The sequence below is a fragment of the Chryseobacterium gallinarum genome (assembly GCF_001021975.1).
GTDB classification, from domain to species: Bacteria; Bacteroidota; Bacteroidia; order Flavobacteriales; family Weeksellaceae; genus Chryseobacterium; species Chryseobacterium gallinarum.
This window is the reverse complement of record NZ_CP009928.1, coordinates 3,671,092-3,694,046: the sequence shown is the minus strand read 5'-3', so window position 1 is coordinate 3,694,046 and position 22,955 is coordinate 3,671,092. Positions and strand designations below refer to the sequence as shown.

At 36.8% G+C, this 22,955-nt stretch carries 21 protein-coding genes and 1 tRNA gene; 5 read left to right on the top strand and 17 right to left on the bottom strand.

What is annotated here, in order from left to right:
- Positions 1 to 14: 14 nt before the first annotated feature.
- Positions 15 to 314, top strand: coding sequence for a hypothetical protein (locus tag OK18_RS16310; protein WP_050021194.1), 300 nt, complete (start codon positions 15 to 17; stop codon positions 312 to 314).
- 80 nt (positions 315 to 394) lie between these two features.
- Here OK18_RS16310 and OK18_RS16305 read toward each other — a convergent pair whose 3' ends face one another.
- Genes OK18_RS16305 through OK18_RS16280 form a run of 7 tightly spaced genes read right to left on the bottom strand, consistent with a single transcriptional unit; the run spans position 395 to position 7,672 of the window.
- Positions 395 to 766, bottom strand: a complete 372-nt coding sequence (locus tag OK18_RS16305; RefSeq protein WP_050021195.1) for a response regulator — start codon at positions 764 to 766, stop codon at positions 395 to 397.
- 15 nt (positions 767 to 781) lie between these two features.
- A complete protein-coding gene (locus OK18_RS16300; RefSeq protein WP_053328691.1) occupies positions 782 to 1,360 on the bottom strand; it encodes a chemotaxis protein CheB in 579 nt (192 codons plus the stop codon).
- 11 nt (positions 1,361 to 1,371) lie between these two features.
- Positions 1,372 to 2,202 carry a CheR family methyltransferase gene (locus tag OK18_RS16295; protein ID WP_053328690.1) on the bottom strand — a complete coding sequence of 277 codons (831 nt, stop codon included), beginning with the start codon at positions 2,200 to 2,202 and terminating at the stop codon, positions 1,372 to 1,374.
- Positions 2,203 to 2,568, bottom strand: a complete 366-nt coding sequence (locus OK18_RS16290) for a response regulator (protein ID WP_050021197.1) — start codon at positions 2,566 to 2,568, stop codon at positions 2,203 to 2,205.
- A 15-nt stretch (positions 2,569 to 2,583) separates the two neighbouring features.
- On the bottom strand, positions 2,584 to 4,683 hold the full coding sequence (locus OK18_RS21760) for a hybrid sensor histidine kinase/response regulator (protein ID WP_228377631.1): 2,100 nt from the start codon (positions 4,681 to 4,683) through the stop codon (positions 2,584 to 2,586).
- A complete protein-coding gene (locus OK18_RS21755) occupies positions 4,680 to 6,191 on the bottom strand; it encodes a CHASE3 domain-containing protein (RefSeq protein WP_228377630.1) in 1,512 nt (503 codons plus the stop codon). Before OK18_RS21755 ends, OK18_RS21760 begins: the two co-directional genes overlap by 4 nt.
- A 5-nt stretch (positions 6,192 to 6,196) precedes the next feature.
- Positions 6,197 to 7,672, bottom strand: coding sequence for a hybrid sensor histidine kinase/response regulator (locus OK18_RS16280; protein ID WP_053328689.1), 1,476 nt, complete (start codon positions 7,670 to 7,672; stop codon positions 6,197 to 6,199).
- A 198-nt stretch (positions 7,673 to 7,870) separates the two neighbouring features.
- Between OK18_RS16280 and OK18_RS16275 the strand changes: the two genes are divergently transcribed.
- Entirely contained in the window at positions 7,871 to 8,488 is a 618-nt protein-coding gene (locus tag OK18_RS16275; protein WP_050021198.1) for a Crp/Fnr family transcriptional regulator, read from the top strand.
- Positions 8,489 to 8,689: 201 nt separating this feature from the next.
- On the opposite strand, the gene OK18_RS16270 is transcribed toward OK18_RS16275, so the two are convergent.
- The 3 genes from OK18_RS16270 to OK18_RS16260 all read right to left on the bottom strand — a co-directional run bounded on the left by OK18_RS16270 (position 8,690) and on the right by OK18_RS16260 (position 11,558).
- Positions 8,690 to 8,774: transfer RNA gene (locus tag OK18_RS16270), tRNA-Ser, on the bottom strand.
- A gap of 198 nt (positions 8,775 to 8,972) precedes the next feature.
- Positions 8,973 to 9,467, bottom strand: coding sequence for a hypothetical protein (locus OK18_RS16265; RefSeq protein WP_053328688.1), 495 nt, complete (start codon positions 9,465 to 9,467; stop codon positions 8,973 to 8,975).
- Between the two features lie 324 nt (positions 9,468 to 9,791).
- Positions 9,792 to 11,558 (bottom strand): S41 family peptidase, encoded by a 1,767-nt coding sequence (locus OK18_RS16260; RefSeq protein WP_053328687.1) that lies wholly within the window; start codon positions 11,556 to 11,558, stop codon positions 9,792 to 9,794.
- 129 nt (positions 11,559 to 11,687) lie between these two features.
- On the opposite strand from OK18_RS16260, the gene OK18_RS16255 reads away from it, so the two are divergent.
- Complete coding sequence (locus OK18_RS16255; RefSeq protein ID WP_082129216.1) at positions 11,688 to 12,833, top strand: tetratricopeptide repeat protein; 1,146 nt, start codon at positions 11,688 to 11,690, stop codon at positions 12,831 to 12,833.
- Positions 12,834 to 13,017: 184 nt separating this feature from the next.
- Positions 13,018 to 13,350, top strand: coding sequence for a nuclear transport factor 2 family protein (locus tag OK18_RS16250; protein ID WP_053329403.1), 333 nt, complete (start codon positions 13,018 to 13,020; stop codon positions 13,348 to 13,350).
- An 82-nt stretch (positions 13,351 to 13,432) separates the two neighbouring features.
- Here the strand turns inward: OK18_RS16250 and OK18_RS16245 are convergent, their stop codons facing one another.
- Positions 13,433 to 13,981 carry an AAA family ATPase gene (locus OK18_RS16245; RefSeq protein ID WP_053328685.1) on the bottom strand — a complete coding sequence of 183 codons (549 nt, stop codon included), beginning with the start codon at positions 13,979 to 13,981 and terminating at the stop codon, positions 13,433 to 13,435.
- Positions 13,982 to 14,339: 358 nt separating this feature from the next.
- Between OK18_RS16245 and OK18_RS16240 the strand changes: the two genes are divergently transcribed.
- Positions 14,340 to 15,116 (top strand): MBL fold metallo-hydrolase, encoded by a 777-nt coding sequence (locus OK18_RS16240; RefSeq protein ID WP_053329402.1) that lies wholly within the window; start codon positions 14,340 to 14,342, stop codon positions 15,114 to 15,116.
- Between the two features lie 65 nt (positions 15,117 to 15,181).
- Here OK18_RS16240 and putP read toward each other — a convergent pair whose 3' ends face one another.
- The 6 genes from putP to OK18_RS16210 all read right to left on the bottom strand — a co-directional run bounded on the left by putP (position 15,182) and on the right by OK18_RS16210 (position 22,955).
- Complete coding sequence (gene putP, locus OK18_RS16235; protein WP_050021204.1) at positions 15,182 to 16,678, bottom strand: sodium/proline symporter PutP; 1,497 nt, start codon at positions 16,676 to 16,678, stop codon at positions 15,182 to 15,184.
- A 561-nt stretch (positions 16,679 to 17,239) separates the two neighbouring features.
- Positions 17,240 to 19,807 carry a M1 family aminopeptidase gene (locus OK18_RS16230; RefSeq protein WP_053328684.1) on the bottom strand — a complete coding sequence of 856 codons (2,568 nt, stop codon included), beginning with the start codon at positions 19,805 to 19,807 and terminating at the stop codon, positions 17,240 to 17,242.
- 178 nt (positions 19,808 to 19,985) lie between these two features.
- Positions 19,986 to 20,327, bottom strand: a complete 342-nt coding sequence (locus OK18_RS16225) for a YciI family protein (RefSeq protein WP_053328683.1) — start codon at positions 20,325 to 20,327, stop codon at positions 19,986 to 19,988.
- Between the two features lie 279 nt (positions 20,328 to 20,606).
- Entirely contained in the window at positions 20,607 to 20,924 is a 318-nt protein-coding gene (locus OK18_RS16220) for a hypothetical protein (protein WP_053328682.1), read from the bottom strand.
- An 8-nt stretch (positions 20,925 to 20,932) separates the two neighbouring features.
- Positions 20,933 to 22,072, bottom strand: a complete 1,140-nt coding sequence (locus OK18_RS21750) for an RHS repeat domain-containing protein (protein ID WP_053328681.1) — start codon at positions 22,070 to 22,072, stop codon at positions 20,933 to 20,935.
- Positions 22,073 to 22,442: 370 nt separating this feature from the next.
- Positions 22,443 to 22,955 (bottom strand): hypothetical protein, encoded by a 513-nt coding sequence (locus tag OK18_RS16210; protein ID WP_156173313.1) that lies wholly within the window; start codon positions 22,953 to 22,955, stop codon positions 22,443 to 22,445.

Here is a 22,955-nt window from a genome sequence, read left to right as displayed (position 1 = left end):
CTAACAACAAAGGTATGGATGAAGTAAAAACTGAACTATTAAATCCGATCACAGATAAATATTTGATCGATGAGTATTTCAATTTAATTGTAAAGAAAGAATTGGATACGGATATTGATTTTGCCTTTGAATATATTATCACCCAAAATATTGTTTCAAAAAAATTAATCCTTGTCAAAACATTTTCGGATTTTATATTGGATAATCCACAGCTTTATATTTTATTAAGTTCTTTAATCTATAAAATCAACACCCGTTCTTTATCAAAAAATCAGATTATTACCGAGCTGGAAAACCTCAGGAAAAATCATTAAGCTTACCATATAAACTAAATCTCTCAAAATTTTGAGAGATTTAGTTTATTTTAAAGATCCAAAGGTGAATCCGAAAATGTTTACACCTGCTCTTTAATATGTTTTGCTACTATTTCTTCAAGATCATCCAGGTTAAAAGGCTTTGACACATAATCATCCGCCTGGGCTTCTGCTGCCAAAGCAACGATATCATTATTGGCCGTTACATAAATTACCGGAATATGTCTGAATTCTGCACTGCTTTTAAGAAGTTTTGTGGCTTCCACCCCTCCAATTTTCGGAATCCAGTTATCCATTAAGATAACATCAGGATTATATTCTGCCACTTTCTCCAGAATATCGTGTGATGTTTCTGAGATTTTAACATCATATCCATTTTCCTCAAATATGATGGTAACTACTTCTAAAATAGCCGCATCATCGTCAAAAATTAAAATTTTCTTTTTGCTCATATTATTTAGATTACTTTATTCAGATAATAATTGATTGATATAACCCGCCAAATTACCGGGTTTTATAATGAGGTCATAATCAATTTCTTCTATAGCATGTTTAGGCATATACTCCACTTCAGCTGTTTCAGGATCCTGAATCCATACATAGCCATTATATTTCTTAACGTAGCCAAGTCCTTCCACCCCATCAGCATTGGCTCCCGATAAAAGGATTCCAAGCATATTTTCCTTATAAACCTCCGCTGCAGACCTGAAAGTGACATCTATTGAAGGACGGGAATAATTCATTTTTTCTGAACTGTCCAATGACATATTTCTTTTATTCTCAAACAGCAAATGATAATCTGCAGGAACAATATAAATGGCATGCTCCCGGACTTCGGTTTTATCTTCCACTTCTACCACAGGAATTTGGGTAAACTGCTGCAGTAAAGCCCGCAACACATCACCTGACTGGGCTTTGCGGTGAATAACCAGCACAATCGGGATATGTATAGCATCATTTAAATTTTTGATCATCTCAATGATAACCTGCAGACTTCCTGCAGATCCTCCGATAACGATTAATTCTATGTCCTTTAATAACCTCATAGTGTATCTTATTAATGATGATCAACCTTTTTCCAGATTTTCTGACCGTCAACCTGATGATAATTTTTATCAATCGTAGAAAACCTGAGTGTTTCCTTGGCTCCCAAGGCGAGAAATCCCAAATTTTCCAGACTGTTGTCAAAAAGGCGAAATACTCTTTCCTGCAATTCTCTGTCAAAATAAATCAGAACATTCCTGCAGATAATCAGTTGAAAACTGTTAAAAGAACTGTCTGATACCAGGTTATGAGTGGATAAAATAAGTTTTTCCTGTAAGCTCTTGTCAAATTTTACGCTATCATAATTAGCTGTATAATAATCCGAGAAATCTTTTATTCCTCCTGACAGTCTATAATTTTCAGAATACAATTTCATCTGCTGTAGTGGAAAAACACCGGATCTGGCGGCTTCCAGTACAGAAGGGTTCAAGTCAGTACCATAAATAAGGGATTTATGATAAAGCCCGGCCTCTTTCAGCAGAATGGCTATGGAATAGGCTTCTTCGCCTGTTGAGCAACCTGCCACCCAAACCCTGATCAGGGGATAGGTACCAAGCTGTGGTAAAATTTTCTCTCTCAAAGCTTTAAAAAAAGAGGGATCCCTGAACATTTCTGTAACATTCACCGTAACTTCTTCCACAAAACGTTTTAAATATTCGGGATCATTCATGATGGTATATCTGAGTTCCGCGAAACTGGTAAATCTGTCTAACAGGCATATCCGGTTTACCCTTCTTTTAAACGAGGCCCTGCTATAGCCAGAAAAATCATAGCCATACATCTCATAGACATCACTGATCAGATATTCTACTTCCTGATCTTTTATGATACTTGGTTCCAGCATCTATGAAAATTTTTCTATTGTCGTTATTAAAAGATCCACATCAATTGGCTTGGAGACATACTCATCAGCGCCTACCTCCATACATTTCTGACGGTCTTCCGGCATAGCCTGGGCAGTAACAGCAATAACCGGAATATTCGTTATTTCCGGCGTATTCCGTATTATCCTGACTGCTTCATAACCATCTATTCCCGGCATCATCATATCCATCAGAACAACGGAAAAGTGATGACCGGAACCCAGGATATCAAATGCTTCCTGGGCCGTTGTACAGGTTTCAACTGCATATCCACGGGCTTTCAGGGTGAGTTTCAATGCAAATATATTACGTGGATCATCGTCCACAATTAAAATTTTCTTCTTCATCAGAACTTTATCTGTTTAACTTTCATATAACCAAACGCGAAGCAAGGATAATAACTGATCAATATCTACAGGTTTTGAAATGTAATCTGAAGCTCCCGCCGTAATACATTTTTCACGTTCTCCGATCATCGATTTGGCGGTAATGGCTATAATCGGCAACCTTTTGAATTGCGGCATTTTCCGGATTTCCTTTATAGTTTCATAGCCATCCATTTCCGGCATCATCATATCCATTAAAACGACATCCACATCAGGATTCTGCTGAATCTGTTCCAGGGCATGCTTTCCATCCATTGCAACAATCACTTCCACTTTATACTTTTCAAGGGCTTTTGTTAATGAAAAAATATTTCGGACATCATCGTCGGTTATAAGTACTTTTTTCCCGCTCAAAACCTCCGTTAAGGACCCCAGGACTTTGCCTGTAGTATTTTCAGAAGCATTATTTTTTTCTTCCACCAAATGTAAGAATAAACCTACTTCATCTAAAATTCTTTGATACGAATGTGCTGTTTTTACAACAATAGAATCTGCATACTGTTTTATTTTCAGTTCTTCTTCCCTCGATAGATTATTTTCTGTAAAGATAATGATCGGAAGATTTTCCAGCCCGTCATAGCTTTTTATTGATTCTATCACATGATATTCATCTCCTTTTGAGCTTCCGATATCAAGAATAACACAGTCGATAATATCGGAAGTAAGTGCCTTTACACTGTCTTCTACATTATGCTCTACAGATAAGGAAATATTAAAATTGCTCAGGAAATAGGATAATGCGCTGGCATGTTTGGCATTTTCTTCAACAATCAGGACTTTCTGAGGACCTTTCTTCAGTGCTTCTTCAATTTTCCCGAATACATCCGTCATTTTATCCAGGGCAACCGGCTTATTGATAAAATCTACAGCACCTTTCATAAGACTTTCTTTTTTAAGGTGCAGAACAGACATCATGTGTACCGGGATAGCCTTGGTATCAGGATCCGATTTCAATTCGTCCATTACTTCCCAGCCATCCTTTACAGGCAGCTGAACATCTAACAAAATCGCATGCGGACGATATTTCCGGGCTGCTGACAATGCATGGTCCCCTCTTACAACAACAATTCCTTTATAATTCTGTAAATGGGCATATTTTAACAAGGCTTTTGCGAAATTGACATCATCTTCTATAATAAGAATAATCTTGTCTCCGTCCCTGATCTTGTCTCTGTCATCTGCTACATCCTCCGGAATTTCCAATGTATTCAATGGAAGTGATCCGGTTTCGCCCTCATCCAGAATATGCTGAATTTCTTCAACGTCTTCCCGTATTATTTCCACCAGGTTCTGATCTGTTTCAGGCTGAACCACTTCGGCAACCGCATGTACAGGAATGATGAAACTGAACTCACTCCCTTTGTTCAGTTCACTTTTCAGAACGAGCTCACCCCCGAGAAGTCTTGCTATTTCACGGCTAATAGAGAGCCCCAAACCGGTACCTCCGAATTTTCTTTTGGTAGACCCGTCAGCCTGCTGGAATGCCTCAAAGATAATCTGTTGCTTATCTTCTGCAATTCCCACCCCGGTGTCTTTTACTGAAAATACAATAAAATCAGGTTTTTCTGAATGCTTCCTGATGTGTAACCCAATGCTTCCCTGCGTGGTAAATTTTAAGGCATTGGACAATAAATTCCTTAATACCTGATCAATGCGAAGACGGTCGCTTTCAATAACTTTCTGAACATCCTGGTCGATCTGGATATTAAACTGAAGAGCTTTCTCCTGAAATACCGGATTGAAAAGGCTCTTCAGATCTTTTACTATTTCTTCAATAACCACATCCTGGTATTCCAGGGTCATTTTACCGGATTCTATTTTTGCCAGATCAAGAATTTCATCTATCAATGTTAATAAACTTGTTCCGGAGCTTTGAATTACTCTTGCAGATTCCACCTGATCTTCGTTGAGATTTTCATCAGGGTTTTCTACCATCAGCCGTGATAAAAGAAGAATTGAATTCAAAGGAGTACGCAATTCATGGGACATATTGGCCAGGAATTCAGATTTGTATTTTGTACTTAAGGCCAGTTCTTCTACTTTTTTCTGAATTTCATTATTGCGTTCTGCAATCAAATGATTTTTTCTTCCAATAGTCTTGAACGCTCTTCCAGTTCAGCATTAGCCTGCATCAGTTCTTCCTGCTGCACTTTTAATTCTTCTTCAGAAGCCTGAAGTTTTTGCGTTTGTGCTTCCAATTCCGTATTCAGGTTTTCGAGTTCAGAATGCTGTACCTGCAGTTCTTCAGACTGAGCCTGGGTTTCTTCCAATAATTGCTGTTCTTTTTCTCTTCCTTTGGCAGCACTTAATGCAATTCCTATATTGATGCAGCATTCTTCAAAATAGTTGACCCTGTCCTCATCAAAGTTAGATGTTGAACCCAGTTCCAGAACTCCGATCACTTGTCCGTCCGCAAAAACAGGAATTAATATTATCCCGTAAATCTTAATAGTGCTGCTGGCGAAGGTGACTACAAAATCATCTTCATGAAGGTTATTGTAAACCTGGGTTTTAGCATTAATGAAGGCCTGTCCTACCATTCCTTCTCCCGGCTCAAAGGCTTTTTTCATATTAGCTTCCAGCCCGAATGCCTTATTAAGCTTTAATATTCCTTCATCATACAGGTATAGTGAGCCATTGATACAATTTCCGTATTCTATTAATTGTCTTAAAGCTTTATCTGAAACCTCCTTTACAGATTTATTTCCTACAAGCGATTCATTCAGTAGGGCAAGACCTTTCTGACGCCAGTCACTTTTATTAATTCTATCAAAAGAGATCTTGAGAGATTCTGTCATATGGTTCAGGGATTCTACAAGACCTCCGAGATCATCCTGTTCATTATCCACTGCCCTTTCACTGTAATCACCATTAGCTACCCTGTTTGCAATTTTTTGAATAGCACTTACCCTGCGGGTCATTTCCTGATCTTTTTCCTTGAGCATTTTCTCCAGCTTATCTCTGCGGATAAGGTCTGCCCGCATTTTGATATAAAAGAAAACAGTCACTACTATTGCTGCCAACGCTGAAAAAATTATAAAAAGAACAGTAGTGTTGGAAGAACGGTTCAGTTCTCTGTTTTTAATTTCAACCTGGTTTTCTTCGTATTGTACAAAATCACTTACGATTTTCCGGCACTGATCCATGTAGCTCTTACCAATAACGATTTGCTGCTGGGTCATTACAGTTCCTTTACGTCTGTTCTCAACCAGATATTTCAGATTTTCCATCACCTGATTAACTGCTGTTTTTAATCCTGCAAGCCTTTCCAGTTGATTCCGGTCTTCCAGACCTAATGATTCTGCACGCACCAGTGCCCTGGGATATTCTCTTAAACCGCGTTTGTATGGCTCAAGGAAGTCTTCCCTACCGGTCAGCTGATATCCCCGGTTGCCTGTTTCCGCATCCAGTAAGGCGACCAATACATCTTTAACGGCTATTACGGAACGCCTGCTTTTAGAAAGACTGTCCCGGTGATTTATCTGGTTCCGGATACTCCAATAGGAAGCTATTGAGCTGGTTATTAAAATCAAAAGTGAAAGTCCTACTCCAAATTGAAGGTTTCTTATAATTTTTTTCGGCATAAAAATTAATTTAAAGGTAATGTGAAATAGAAGGTGGAACCTTCATTTACTTTACTGGAAACTCCTACACTTCCATGATGCTGCTTGATAATTTCAGAACAGATAAATAGTCCAATCCCCATTCCCTGAAACTGCAGCGAAGATTCTTCCACACGATAGAATTTTTTGAACACGGCTTCCTGCTTAAAATCAGGAATCCCAATTCCAAAATCAGTTACATTGACTCTTACTTCCTGAGCTTCATCATCTACAAAGGTGGTAACAATTACCTGGTTGTTATTGGGAGAGTATTTAATAGCATTTGTCAGAAAGTTAATCAACACCTGCTCTATACGGATCTCATCCAAAGGAATTACAATATCCGGCCTGGTCCCGTGGCGTTCAATTTTTACTTTCTGTTCGTCATGGGTCTGAAGGATTGTTTCAATGGCATTACTGATAACATTTTCCAGATTAACAGGTTTCTTATTAATCTTCAGCTTTCCGTTTTCAATTTTTGATACATCCAGCAAATCTGTAATCAGCGTATTCAGCTTCTCAATCTGTCCCTGAACTTTCATTACAAATCCAGCTTCCGGGCTTTCTTTATCCAGTTTTAGTTTTCTTTCCAATAACTGAACATATGCTTTAATGCTGGTTAAAGGAGTTTTTAATTCATGGCTTGCAATGCTTAAAAACTCATCTTTTTCTTTTTCTACTTTTTTCTGGTCATCAATATCGGTAAAAGTTCCTACCCAGTTTTTGATACGCTCTTCATCATATACAGGAGTTACCCTAAGCAAATGATAGCGGTAATCACCTGAAATGACATTTTTAATCCTGATCTCCAATTCTAATGCTTTTCCTTTTCTCCTGCATCTTTCAAATTCCTCACTGATGACAGGGTCGTCCGGATGGGCTTCCGGAAAATGCTGTTCAGAGTCTGAATATTGGTACCACTTACCGTTAACAAAATCAACGGTTCCGGTTTCATTCAATGTAAATGCAATCTGAGGAAGGGATTCCAGCATTAAATGAAAATGATCTATCTGAGACTTCATCGTCACTTGCGATTCGCGCCTTCCCTTCACTTCCAGCTCAAGATTCTGCTGGGTCTTTTTCATAGCCATGTTTTGCTCCTGAAGGCTATAGAAAGTCTTCACCTTAAGTAAAAGAATTTCAGGATCTACAGGTTTGGTTACATAATCTTTTGCTCCGGAGGCATACCCCCGTGTTATGAATTTTTTATCTGTATTGACAGCGGATAAAAATATGATGGGAACTTCTTTCGTTTTACTGTAGTCTGCCAGGGTTTCAGCAACTTCAAAACCATCCATATCCGGCATCTGAACATCTAGAATAATTAAGGCATAGTCATTTTTCAAGGCTTTACCAAGAGCTTCTTCCCCGGAACTGGCTGTTTCTACCTGAAAATCTTTAGATTCAAGTAATTTTTGCAATGAATAAAGATTACTTTGATTGTCATCAACAATTAAAATCATAGAAGTTAAAATCAATAATTAATTATAGGTACTTTAGCTCCAAAAATACTCACAATATTTCAAAAAATAGCATTTTTTAAATGTTTATCCTATATATTCCACATCATATTTATGATTAAAAATATCCATAGCGGAAAGATTGAATTATTTATTATTTTTTTTGAAAGCTTATTCCTACTTTTCAGGAAAAATTAGTCTATGAAAAAAACGGTAAGTTGTATGAATATCGATGAGAGTATTCTTCATTCATTTGGAGGCGAAAATGTTATCTATAGTGCTAAAGATCTTATTTTCAGGGAAGGTGAATACCCACAATATTATTTCCAGATTATCAGCGGGAGGGTAAAACTAAATATCTATAATGAAAACGGAAAAGAGTTTATCCAGAATATTTTAGGAAAAAATCAAAGTTTTGGGGATCCGTTACTTTTTATCGAAAAGCTCTCTCCTATCAATGCCATAAGTTTACAGACAACAGAAGTAGTGAGAATGTCTAAAAATAATTTTATGGATATGCTAAAGAAAAAACCCGATCTTTCACTGGAAATGAATATGTGCCTGTCACAAAGATTATATTACAATATTTTAATGGTGAACAATATGGCGTCATCTGATGCAGCTCAACGTCTGAAAGGGTTACTGGATTATCTCAAGAGTTATCATGATGATGACTGCCGGCATTCTTTTCCGATAGAACTTACCCGCCAGCAAATTGCTGACCTTACCGGGTTAAGGGTAGAGACTGTTATCAGGACCGTAAGAAAAATGGCCAATAGTGAGATTATAAAACTTGACGGCCACAGAATCTTATACTAGTAAAATTTTTCAACAATTTGAACAAATAGAATAATAACGTAATAAACCAACCTGTTAAAGGCAGTTTTACAAGATTTATACATAACTAAAATTAAAATATTTGTTAATGGGAGATCAAGGATCAAGCGCAAAAGTTGGATATAGGGAAAATCTTAAAAAGTAAAAACCTACTGCCATCAGTAGGTTTTCATTTTATTATTGCGGAGAGTGAGGGATTCGAACCCCCGGACCTGTTACAGTCAACAGTTTTCAAGACTGCCGCAATCGACCACTCTGCCAACTCTCCTGAAGTGCGACTATATCGTCGTTTTCAGTGGTGCAAATATAGAAAGTTTTTTATTACTGACAAAATATTTTATCAAGAAAAAAATGTTCCTTTTATTTTCTTTTTATAATATGAACATCTGTTCCGGATGAAGTTCTAAACATCAATTGTTTAGAAAACAATTCATTATTATTAAAATATTCTGTTAATCTAATTTCTTTATCCATAGTAATACTCTGTGCTAACATCACCTTTAAATTCCGGTTTTTCTTCGTGTCTCTGCATATGGAGTTCAAAGAGTCTTTCCCCGTCTTTGTTGCCGGCAAGTATTTGTAAAGAGAACCAGCCATTTTCTAAAGGCAAGGTGATGCTATTTTCTTCATTAATGGAAGATATATCTTTAAGGTAGCCGATTCCTACAATTTTCACCTCATGACTGGCACTTTGAAAAATCCAGCCTTCTGACTGGGTAGCTATCTCATGATCATTTAAAATATGTTCTCCTTGAGTTGAGATCCGGAAGGAGTAATAGTCTTCTTCCACTCCTATAACGGGGATAGCAATCCCTGCTTTGGTAATTTCGTCTCCATGTTCATTCTCTACAAAATATTTCAGGATATTATTGCCCGGAAGATGATGTTCCTGTAAATATTGCGTTAAAAGCTCCGGACTATAGATAACAAAGCCTTTAAGTTCAGAAAATATTTTTTTCATATTCAATGAAGGGTATTTAATTCTAAGCCAATAATTGATTCCAATCAAATGATCACTTTAAGTCCTATAGGATTGGATTTCAATCTGCTTATTGATGATTAATACTATTTTGTAATTATATGATGGTAACACAAATATAGAGTGGACAATTAGATTCTGAAAATTTTTCAATCCTAATCTGAAATTTTGTAGTAATTCTACGACTTTATATAGTAGCGTTCAAGTATTCTGAAGTCATTGATTAAATGATTCCTTCCACTATAATACTGCTAAAATTGACAGGGATCTCACCGGCAAACAGCAAGACCCCGTTATCTTATTCTTTTACTTTTTCATAAGTTCAGAAACTTTCTTCAGATAGACATCTGTTTGTTCTAAAAATTCCTGATCAGACTGATAAACTTCAATATGGGGAATAATCCCCTGCCCTTTTTTCTGATCCGGAAGACTTTGGGCATCCTGGATAACATGAACAATGGAAAAACCGGTCTGAATCCCGGTATTAGGGAGCTCATATACAAGAGGAAGATGTCCGTTGTGCTCGTAATACCCTCCTACTGTTTCTTTCCCAATAACAATGGCATTCGTGTAGGATTTGATCAATGAGGCAAGGTGTGATGCTGCCGAGGCTACACGTTGATCTGTTAACAGGTAAATCTGGCCTTTAAAAGTTTTTTCCGCAGGTAAAATTGAGGGATTCTTATCATCCGCCCAATAATATTTTCCCTGAACAGCTTTCGGATACAGCTGCTTCAGATAAGCATTTAATCCTTGTTTATCATGTACTCCATTAGACAGAAAAAGAGGAGTGATCACCAGTTTTTCCTCCATGGGTACTTCATTAAATTTTGTATAGGCATATTGACTGTCCCGGAATGGCCTTGCAGTAAGGTAAGAAAAAACTTTCTCATACAAGGCTCCTGTGCCGCCTGTGTTTCCTCTTAAATCAATAATCAGGTTTTCGATGTTTTCCTTTTCAAGTGTATCCATCATCTGATCAAGAAAAATACTGAATTTTTTATAGGCCGGATCTTCTTTATCGACCGCAAAATCAAAGCTTCTTAAAGATAAGCGGTATATCCCCTGCCCTTCTTTAGTAAAACTGTATTTTTCAGAGAGCAATTTCTTATCAAATGCCAATGAATGACGTGAATCCTGAAGTTTTTTGAAATTTTCAAAAGATATTCCCGGTAAAGAAACCTCATGATCCTGCCCTTTCCATCGATAATTGATCACATAATTTTTGTGTGTTCCGAATTCTATATAAAATTTATCAAGCATTCCTCTTTCAAAGCCGGTAGTTTCTTTATAGGGTGTGGAAAATCCATCAGAAAAATAATATTGGGCAAAACGGCTGATTATTTCTTTTGCGGGAATCCCGTTGATGGAAAGTATTTCCGCACCAAGAGGCAATGCCACATCTTTTGAATCCTGCAACAAGCGGCCGTCAATATTCTTTAAAGTAACGGGCAGGTATTCCGGTTTCCGCGTCAGATAATAAGAAGCATGGTTAGGCAGATCAGTATAATTATGACAGCTGCCTTCAAATCCGGTAAGCCTGGCAATCACTTTATAAAAGTCAAAGATGGTTTTACTGTTTCTGATTTCTGTTTCGGCCTGCTGATACATGCTGTCAATTTGTTTTTTGCTTCTGTATACATATAACCCCGAATTCACCTGCTCTCTGATAGAACGGAACACGTGAAGGTCTTCTATCAGTTGATCCGGACTAAAATATGTTTCCAGCCTCTCTGCATTTTTGGATTCATTGATAGAAACTTTTGCCGGTTTGCTTTTTTGAATATAGGATTTGGCCCAAATTTTAAACTCGTATTTCCGGCCTTTTTCCGGTTTATAATGTAATCGTTCAACACTTTTTATTCCTCTGGAATCATCCTGTTCTTTTACTTTTTTACCGTCAACAAACAGTGCTACAGCCATATTAGCTTCGGCAGACTGAACTGATATCCAGACAGGTTTTGCAGATCGGGGAGAATATTTCAGGGTATCTCCCGGTTTCACTTCGAAACTGGTTTGAGCATAAGCGAAATTGACCCACAGTAACAACGGAATAATGAAAGGTTTGGTCATTATTATTTTTTAGCGGCTAATATACGAATAACCTTAGCCTGAATAGCCACAAAAGCAGAGCTGCATCAATAATCAGGATCAAAATTTGGAATCTTATCAAATAACTGATAATTTAGATAAAAATTAATAATGATGAAAATCAGACTTTTCCTGCTTATCGCCCTGATCAGCTTTTTAAACATGACCGCCCAGTCTGCAAAAATTGATTCTGAAAAGCTTCTGGAGTATTATGAAACTCAACGCTATGCTGATGCAGCCCGTTATCTGCAAAGTATATACACCGAAGACACACAGGATATAAAGGGACTAAGCCAGATCGCCTATTGTCAACTGATGGCCGGTAAATTATCTGATGCAGAAAAAAGCTATCTGAAAATTAATACCCTGCAACCTGATAACTTATCCACGTTATTTAGCCTGGCCGGCATCAATTCCAAACGGGGAAATGCGTTCAAAGCAAAATCATACCTTCAGCAAATCATTCAGCTGGATACTAATAACTTCAGCGCCTACAAACAACTTGCTGCTTATGAAGATACCTCTGAAGCCAAACTTAAGCTCCTTACAAAAGCCAATACCCTGAATGCCACTGATCCTGATGTGGCCTATGACCTGTCTATGGTTTACCGTGAACTCAGACAATACCAGCAGGCTTATGATGTATTAAAGACAGCTATTTCTGCTGATATGGAAAACTTCAGCCTGCAACAGGCCCAGTTACCATTGGCTAACCAATTGGGTAAATACTCCGAAGTTGTTGAAACAGGGGAAAGATTATTAAAAATCAATGCTGATCCCAATATCATCAATGAGCTGGGTCAGGCTTATTTCTATCTGAAAGACTATCAGAAATGCATTAATCTGTATACAACGCTGGAAGAACAGGGAGTACAAAATGAAGGAACTTTATATTATATGGCTTTAAGCTACCGCGAACTGAAAGATTATAATAAAGCTGCTCTCTATGCCCAAAAAACTATAGATGAAGCCATCTCTGATCACACTACGCTTTATTACGCAGCACTTGCAGGTATATATGAAGCTGAAAATAAATATAATGATGCGATAACAGCTTATAAAAGAGGTCTTACTTTTGGTCCAAGCAATATCATTTATTACCGTTTAGGACTTCTTTATGATATTAACCTCAAACAGCCTAAAAATGCGGTAAGCTATTATCAGCTCTACCTCAAAAACAAACCTGACCAGGAAAAAGAAAATGAACAGATTTCTTATGCCAAAAGCAGAATCACCTTTTTAACAGGAGTGAAATAGAATTACCATAAAGATTGGTTTAATCCGTATATTAATCATTTTATAGTTCACTATGCTTTCATATTAAATATATGAGGCTAGCTATTGTCATTATCAATTGTGACAATGATAACTTCTAAGACATTTTATGACGGGCGTCACAAACAAAACCGGAAAAAACTTATTAGCTTTACAAAAAATAGTTATGAATAATACAGTTAACGTAGCAGAAAAGTTTATTCAATACCTGAATGAAGAGAATTTTGAAAAGGCAGAAAGCTGTCTTGCTCCTGATTTTAAATTCAACGGGGTATTAGGCAGCAGAGAAGGTGCTTCCGTTTATATCAGTGATATGAAAAAAATGAAATTCAAATATGAAATTCTTCAAACCTTTACTTCAGGGGAAGACGTGTGCTTCTGGTATAATATCAATATGGGCGAAAAGATAATATTAACCTCAGGATGGTATGAAATTACTGATGGGAAAATTCATTCTTTAAAAGTTGTATTCGACCCAAGACCATTATTGAATAATTAGCCATCAAAATAGCAGTTCGCTTTGAAGGAACCTGGATATGCTCTTTTCAGGTACAATAATTATTGATCCAAAGCTCCGGGATTCAGCATCTTGTTTTAATAATATCAAGAATAAACCTGGCTCGTTGTTCGAGTTTAAGCCTGGGTACTTCAATGGTATTATAACCATATTCCTGATAGATTGCCAGCATACATTCAAACGTAGACATTGCTACTTCGAAGGTTTGCTTTCTTTCCGGATCATTTTCATAAATTTCTTTCCAGGGAGGGAGAATAAAAACATTATTATGATAGGCCATTCTGCGGGCTTTGAGTTCCATCACTTCAGGAACAGGGATTTTTTCCAGCCTCATATATCCTATCGTATCCAGTATTCCACGATCAAAAAAAATTGTTTTTCCATCTGGCATTTCACTCATTTTCTTGTAAGTCTCTACAGACGCTTCGAACATCAGTGCTGCAAATTTTTCTTTGTTCATCCATGGTAAAGCGTTTCCATCGACGCTCATTTGCTCTTTGATAATTCTCCGTCCTTCTTCAGGCACCGTGATAAAACCTTTTTTTTCAAGTTCAGTCAACAGGGTTGTTTTTCCTGCACCGGGACCTCCGGTCATGATATATAATTCTGACATATTTTGTTTTATTATCTGCTAATTCTATTTGTTTTATCGAGAGCAATATTTTACATCGTGATACCTGTATGCCTCAGATTCTGAAAACCCGTCCTGCTGACAAGACAAGCTGGTATTGTCTGTTAAAGCTGATACAGCACTTTTCCCATCGTAACCGAGGCCTAATCCTGTACCCTGATTTTTAGCTTCGACCCCTTTTGAGAAAGGTTTATAAAAATAAAGATATAAAAATTTAAATGTTCAAAACAGTATCAATACAAGTAAAGTTTATCAGGTATACTATTTTTTAATTTCCAAACCATCAGCACATTTACGTTTTATTGAGTATCTTGTTATGAAGTTTAACCAACATAAAAATATGAAAAGAATACATCATCTTAACTGTGTAAAGATTTCAATACCTATGAACAATGACGTTATCGGCCACTGTTTGCTGATTGAAGAAGATGATAACCTGCTGCTGATTGATACCGGAGTGGGTGTCCAGGATGTAGAACATCCTAATGAAAGGCTTGGCGCTGAATTGATAGAAGCTGTAGGTTTTCAGCTGGATATGGAGCGGACAGCTTTCCATCAAATTCAGAAACTAGGACTAGATCCAGCCCACGTAAAAGATTGTGTTTTGAGCCATCTGGATCCGGATCATACAGGTGGCCTTGCAGATTTCCCCCATGCTACAGTTCATGTTTCCACGGAAGAATTGATCAATTTTTACAGTGAAAATCCCCGCTATCTGCAAGGTCATCTTGCCCATCATCCTCTTGTTAAAGAGTATCCGGCTTCAGATCAGCATTGGTTTGGGCTGGAAGCAAGGAAAGTTGATGCTTCCTCAGAAACTGAAATCTTTTTAATTCCTTTATTCGGCCACACTTTAGGCCATTGTGGAGTTGCTATCCGATGGGAAGAAAAATGGATTTTATATGTAGGAGATGCCTATTATCTGAGAGCAGAACTGGAAGATGAACAACATCCTGCCGGAGAACTCGCAGCTTCCAGAGCAGATGACAACACAAGACGTCTGGAATCTATGGTAAAAATAAAAAAACTCATTAATGAACATCCAGAGATAGAAGTTTTCGGATATCATGACCGGGAAGAGTTTTCAAAATATACTGTGAAAAGCCAGCTAGTATAGCTTAAAAATATAGGCTGTCTAACGTTTGAGACAGCCTATATTTTTTTATTTAATCACATCATTTTTTATTCCTGCATGATTTTTTTAACTTCATCAAATTCATTTTCGATGATTATATCAGGCTTATAGGTTGATAATGAAACAATAATGTTGGTCAGTAAAGATAAAACGAATCCCGGTATTATTTCATACCATTCTTTCAACGGATGCTGAAGGTAAACCCAGGCCAGTACCGTAATCCCACCTACCAGCATTCCGGCAAGGCCTCCCTGCCATGTTGTTTTTTTCCACAATAGGGATAGCAGGATCAATGGCCCGAATGCAGAACCGAAACCAGCCCAGGCATTCCCAACCAGATTAAGGATGCTATCTTTAGGATTCAATGATAAAAGGACAGCAATCACGGCAACCAATAAAACGGAGAGTCTGCTGGCAATCAATAGTTGCTTTGGAGTGGCTTTTTTGTTTAGAAAGGCTTTATAAATATCTTCCGTTAATGAGCTGGACGTTACCAGTAGTTGGGAAGAAATAGTACTCATTACAGCAGCTAAAATAGCAGTGAGCAGGAATCCCGCAATAAACGGATGAAATAAGATACGGGAGAAATAAATAAAGATAGTTTCTGCTTCCGTCTTCGATCCATCAAATTTCATCATGGTTTCCAGGTCAAATTTTTGCAGATAAGCAATTCCTACCAAACCAATAGCCAGAGCTCCGGCAACCGTAAAGATCATCCAAGTAATCCCGATTCTTCTTGCTTTCACAAGATCTTTTGGCTTATCAATCGCCATAAAACGCACCAAAATATGAGGCTGCCCACAGTACCCTAAGCCCCAGGCTAATAAAGACACAATACTCACAGTAGTGGTTCCCCGGAATAAATCCAGGTATTTAGGATCTTTTGCCTGGATTAATGAGAATGTTTCTCCAAAACCTCCAATCTGGGAAATGGCTACAAGCGGTACAATCACCAATGCCAGAACCATAATGGTTCCCTGTACAAAATCTGTAAGACTTACTGCCAGGAATCCTCCTAAAAAGGTATATAAAACTACCACTAAACTGGTTAGCAGCAACCCTACCGTATAATCCATTCCAAAAGCAGATTCAAACAGCTTTCCTCCGGATACCATACCAGCTGAAGTATAAAGGGTGAAAAACACCAGAATAAAAATAGAAGAAGTGATCTTCAGGAGATGATTTTTATTTTTAAATCTGTTTTCAAAAAACACGGGTAAGGTAATGGCATTCTGAGCAACTTCTGTATAAATTCTGAGCCTTGGTGCTACAATGATATAGTTGAGAAAAGCCCCTATCGTTAAGCCAATTGCAATCCACGAACTTGAAATCCCGGATAAATACATGGCTCCCGGAACTCCCATCAGCAACCATCCGCTCATATCAGCAGCACCTGCAGACAATGCCGTAACAGCAGCGCCCATCTTTCGTCCCCCTATTAAAAATTCTTCTGAATTACTTGTTGATTTTCTATAAGAATATATGCCTATACCTATCATTAGCAATAGATACAACCCCACAGAAATCCCTTCATATACTTGCATATCATTTTTTTTATGAAGCCGAAGATAGTTATTTTTTAAAAAATGGAAGAATGATGCACAGACTGTTATACGGCAAATACAACCTGTACTTCAAGGATGAATTTTCAGATTTTAGAAAACAAACACAATCGAAGATTTGATGAAGTCAAAGTTACAAAAGCCTTTGAACACTAAGTTTTTATTATCCATAAACATCTGTGAATATCTGGGTCATCTGTGGTTAAAATTAAAACCATAAAAGTCACAAAAGTTTTGACACTTTAGTCTTTTTAAGTTAAAAACATTGCGGCGAGAAGTACACAGAAGTTTAAAAATCAAAGACTTTTTATAATCAGTTATACCCGGATAATCAGCGAACAAAAAATTATCTACAAACATCTGTGAATATCTGGGTCATCTGTGGTTAAAATTAAAACCACAAAAAGTTTTTTGAACAGTTTAGTATTTTAAGTTAAAAGCATTGAGTTGAAAAGAGCGCATAAGTTTAAAATCAGAGTTTTTTTATACTGCGAACAGAAATATTTCTGATCAGCTATGTTTATAAAACCTGCGGGAAATATTCTATTTCACCAAGTTTTGTGCTCTTCTCAGATTATCTGTAGCCTGCAAAATTTTATTCTTCAGAACGGCATTATAATCCGGATTCTGTGAAAGAAACTGATTCACAATATCAAGTGCTTTTGGGGTCTGATAGCTGCTAAACGTAGAACGAAGCCAATTATCCGGAAAGAAAATGTCTCCTGTTTTTTGAATTTCCTGTAATACATCTAAAGTCTTCGGAAGATAATTAACAGAGGTCTGTTGCCTTAAAGGATGATGTAAATACCCCAATGCCGCCCCCACAGCAGATTCATTCACTCTGTTCTGTTTTTGCATAAGCCCATTAAAAAACTCGTCACGAACTTTTTGATCCGATGAAGCCGCCTGCATAATAATTTTAAAACGATTTACCCGATCCGGATTTTTAATTCTGGTCAGTTGTTCTTGCAACAAATCATTATTATTGGTACTTCGTAGAGATAAAGAAAGCGCAAGGCTTGTAAAGTCCTCATCATTAAGAAATACATCTTGTGGCGGAGTTTGGGATTTCCAAATGGTAAACAGATTATCATATGCCTTTTGAGACTGGAAAATGTTTTGATAGCTATCAAATAAAATTTTCTTATTGTTCTTAGCTTTCTGTACCTGTAATGCTTCCCATAGCTTATTTTCTATATTTTCGGATTCTCTCAATCGCATATTTTCCGGTAAAAATTCCCAGTAAATAGTAGAAATATATCCGGTGATCAAACGAAGATTCAGCTCTGTATTTTCTTTTTGCAATTCTCCTGCAAAAAACTGAAATAATTCTAATGGGGAAACACCTGACCCCGCCAGCATATTTTCATACAACGAAATATAAGCACTTGCCCGGTTTACCGGATCTTTTATTACAGAAAAGTTGAGCATCATTGCTTTATCAATTCCAAACACTCCATACCCTGTTCCTGATGAGTTTTGCAGGATAAAAAGAGGTTTTGTTTTTCCTTTAAATGCTGATATTTCCTGGTGCTTTCCTGATAGCTTCACATTCACTTTTTCTACTTTATCTGTGTAAAATAAGCTTATCTGAAACTCCTGTGGCCATACTTTCTGCTCTTTCCCGTACTCCGGATGTTGAGAGATGGTGAAACGGTCTATTGTATTGCCTTTATATTGTATATCGTAATCAATCACGGGTCTTCCGGGATCATTCACCCATACTTTATTCCAGCTTTGTAAGTCTTCCGGAGTATGTTGATCAAGGATTGTGATCAGGTCCGGCCACGTTGCATTGCTGTAGGCATATTTTTTAAGGTATTCACTCACTCCTTTTTTGAAATTTTCTTCCCCAATCAGTAACTCTAGCTGACGCATCATAATCGGTGCCTTGTTGTAAATAATCGAACCGTACATCATTCCTGCATTTTTCAGGTTATCTAAAACCTGCCGGATTGGATTGGCTCCCAAGGTACGGTCTACTCCATAAGCCGCCGGAAAGTGCGTCGTTAGAAACTTCAGGTCATATACGCTTTTATCTGCAGAAGCTCCGGTACTTTTATCTGCCATAAAATTGGCAAATACCTCTTTCATCCAGACATCGTTGAACCAATCCATGGTCACCATATCTCCAAACCAGAGATGGGCAACTTCGTGGGCAATAAGATTGGAACGGTTATTCAATTGATTTTGGGTAGCATTCTGATCTAAAAACAAGGTAGAATTTTGAAATAAAATGGCTCCGGGATGTTCCATTCCACCGAATTGAAAATCGGGAATGACAACCATTCCATGTTTTTGAAAAGGATGCTTAATACCTGTCCATTTTTCATAATAATCAAGAGAATTCCGGTACAGGGTGTAAATGGAATCCATACTGCTTTTAATTTTCACAGAATCGGTTTCACGGTATAACATTCTGGAATCCTGTTCACTGATTTTCTCTGTAAAGTTTTTAAAATCCCCGGCAGCAAAAGAAAACAGATAGGTAGGAATAAGATCTGATTGGTTAAACTGCAGCGTTTTTTTCCCCTGTTGTACAGTAGTTTCTTTCAGTTTTCCATTGGCTATAGCGCTCCATTTTTCAGGAATAGTTAAGGTTAAAGAATACTTCGCTTTCAGGTTAGGCTGATCAAAACATGGGAACATAGTTCGTGCACGATCCGGCACAAATAAGGCATACAGGTATCCGTCACGTCTGTTAAGAGCACCGTTTCCGGCAAGAAAGGTAAAATGAATCTGATTAGCTCCTGATTTCAGGTATTTTGCATCAATAATCACATGTTCATTTTCCATAACAGGTTGTATGGACTGTCCGTTTACAGATACAGCCATTAAAGAAGAGGGTTCTTCTTTAAAATCGATCTGTAACGGGGCATCATTTTGCTTTTTATAGTTGAAGGATAACATCTCTGTTCCTGCAATCCTTTCCGATTTGTTTTCCGGAATTTTCAGGTTGAGCTCATATATAATTTCACTTAATGTATTCTTTCGAAACTGGGCCAGATCATAAGAAACTCCGGCTTCCAGTTTTGGTAAAGATTTCATTTGTGCATGATACCCTGTATTGAAAACAACTAAAAATAATGTGAGTATACCTGTTTTTTTCATAGATCAAATATAAGGATTGAAATTGTATAAACAGTGTAGAAATATCCCTTCGTATCGAAGAAAAATTCTCCGATATATTCCATCTTTTCTCGCAGATTTTCAGATTCAGCAGATTTTTTTTACGTAATCCCCACTGATTGTATATAATTAATTGTAATGCTCATCCTTCAAAGACTTTTTAATCCTGATTTTGCAGTTCTCTGATTTCTGCATAACCATCAAACTCGTAAATAGGACAGGTTTTCATTATTTCTACCGCTTCATCAAAACCAGTACAGTTCAGCAGCAAATACCCTCCAACGATTTCATTATGATTCTTATAAATTTCATTTGACACTGTATTTCCATCTTTTATAATTCTTCCTTCTAAGGTCAATCCACTCCCTCCTTCCAGCTTTCCCTTTTGTCCCCAGGTTGAAAACCAGTTCTTCCAATTTTCCTGATGAACTTTAATGTCATCTTCAGAATGCTGTATTGACCTACCATCAGGTTCTCTGAATAATACGATAAACTTTTTCATTGTTTTATATTTTAAATTTGGATTAATATGCCGCGGCAAAGCTTGTAAAAGCTTCTTTTTTCATGAAACTTGTATTTTCTGCACATATTATAAAATTAAAAGAATTAGATTAAATAACAAAAACCTTACTGTTGCAAGGATTTTATTCTTATTCTGAGCACTAGCAAGATACTCGACATATAAGACAAGCTTATACTAAAAACCACCGCCAAAAGCAGTGGTTTTTTCTTTTATCTGGCACACGAGCTAGAAACTCGCGGCAGCAGGGGGCTTACACACTCAATGAGAGGTTTTGATTTTTCTATATCCTTCTTCCCATTTTTTACTGTCAGAATAATAAATTTTAGAGTCTCCTACTGAAGAATTGGCTTGTATCCAAACAATATAATTTAATGAATCTATTTTTTTATAAAAAACAGGTCCCTCTTCTGTTTCTTTTATTCCTATAGCATTAAGGTTATCAGGAAGCCTATTTTCTAACTTTCTATACTCCTCTACTTTATGAATAATTTGGTTTGCCTCCTTTATATTCTTAGATGTACAACTTACTGCTAATAATAAAATATTAAATAGCAAAGTATTAAAAATTTTCATCATACTTTATATTATTGTCTTGCTCTAGTTGGTTGACATAATGTACAAGGCTTATCATTTGAGCCTCCTGTATCTCCTTTAATATATACTGGTTTTTTGTTATAATTTTTTCTAGGTGGAGATTTGAGATTATCTTGTTTAGGAAGCTCATTATAATTAGGTGCATTTTTAGGATCCGTTGCTCCTAATGAATTCATATAATTTTGTAATTGCTCTCCAAATGATAATTTACTTTTAGGATCAAAATAATTTGCACCAAATTCAGCACCAAATTTATCACTCGGCAAATCCTCATAACTATATGCTGAATGTGCTGCAAACATTACGTCAGACGCTTCTTGCATATATCCATCCTGTAAAGATTCTCCAACAGGATTCATTTTAGATCTATCTAAAGTTCTGAGAGATACAGAACCTCCACTTTTCAAAACTTCAGCTTGAGCTTGAGCTTTTTCTAATTTATAGTTATAAGCTCTCCCCGCATAGAATAAAAAATGTACCATATCAATCCATCCCCCTGCAGTGGTATAAACATACCTTCCATCTCTGTTATTAAAGTAAGCAGTATTAGTAGGGAGACTTCTTCCTTGACTCCAATTAAATTCTGTATTCCCTAATCTTGACATAGCAGCAGCAGCATTTGTACCAGAAAGAGTACCCATCCTAGAAGGAGTGTTATTGAAGGTCTTTAAAAATGTAGCTATTGTTCCTACCAAAGGTAAAATAGGATACCTTCCATCTGGATCAATAAACTTCACCGGATTATTAAAGCTATAACTGTACGGCGACCAGCTCGGCATTTTCTCCGCCAACGGATCCACATTCAACCAAAGGCTCACTCTAGGATTATAATATCTCGCGCCATAGTAATAGTATCCCGTCTCATCATCCTGCTCTTTACCATTAAACTTGTAAGATGTATTATAAGAATTCTTATGATTCTCCACAAAAACCTCTCCGCTTGGGAAATACTCGATATTTTGGGTTACTTCTCCATCTAAACCGGTAATAAAAGAACTACTGCCAAGGTGGTCAGGATGGCACCAATAGGTATCCTTCTCTTCCACGCCTGTATACGAAGGTACACAATTTTCTGTATATCCTGCGTTTTGTCCGTAGTTAGGAGGTGGTGTAATTCCGTTCGCTGCCATAATGGCTAAACTCGCAGTGGTATTGGCTTCCAGTTTTTCTTTAGCTACTACCTTTTCATTAATAGAAGAACCTCCGGCTCCGTAAGGAATGATTAACCATGCACAGTTAAATAATCCTACATCTTTTCCTTTTCCTAGCTTGCTGTTGATATGCTGGCTGCCGATTGGTACAAGACAGGATCATACTAAAAACCACCGCCTAAAAACAGTGGTTTTTTCTTTTATTTGGCACACGAGTTAGAAACTCGCGACAGCGGAGGTTATATTACTTATTAAAAAAACATTATTATTAAACATAACCACTACAAATTATAGTGGCTATGTTTTTGTTATTGCTCAAAGTCAAAGACTTTGCACAGCGGGCGATCAATTATTGAAAAGGCAAATAATCTTTCATACTTACAGTATTTCCCCATCCATTTTTCTCTTCTACATTTAAAGCAGCAACACGTTCAGGATCTGGCAAATAAACATTATTATCTTTTAATATACTAATTATATTATTCAAATATTTTATAGAAATTGTTGAATCAAAAGCTCCAAACAAATTACTGGCTCCTATATTTAATAAATTTTCTATTAAATTACACGAATCACTACCTATGTTAGTATAATATTCTCGTAGATCATTATAATATTTTTCATCTATTATTTCATAATATCCTGAATTAAAAGAATTGTTAATGATTATTGATGGCAAAACCTCTTCTATATTTTCATGCCATATATCAAGTCTATCTGAGCTTACAAACTCTTCTATATCTTTTTTCAGACTTTCAGGTAAATCTGGGGTATTTTTACTACTAAAAAAAGAATTTAAACATAAGTATCCATATATATATCTACCATTTATAGATATGTTATTAAAAAAATCATTTTCCAT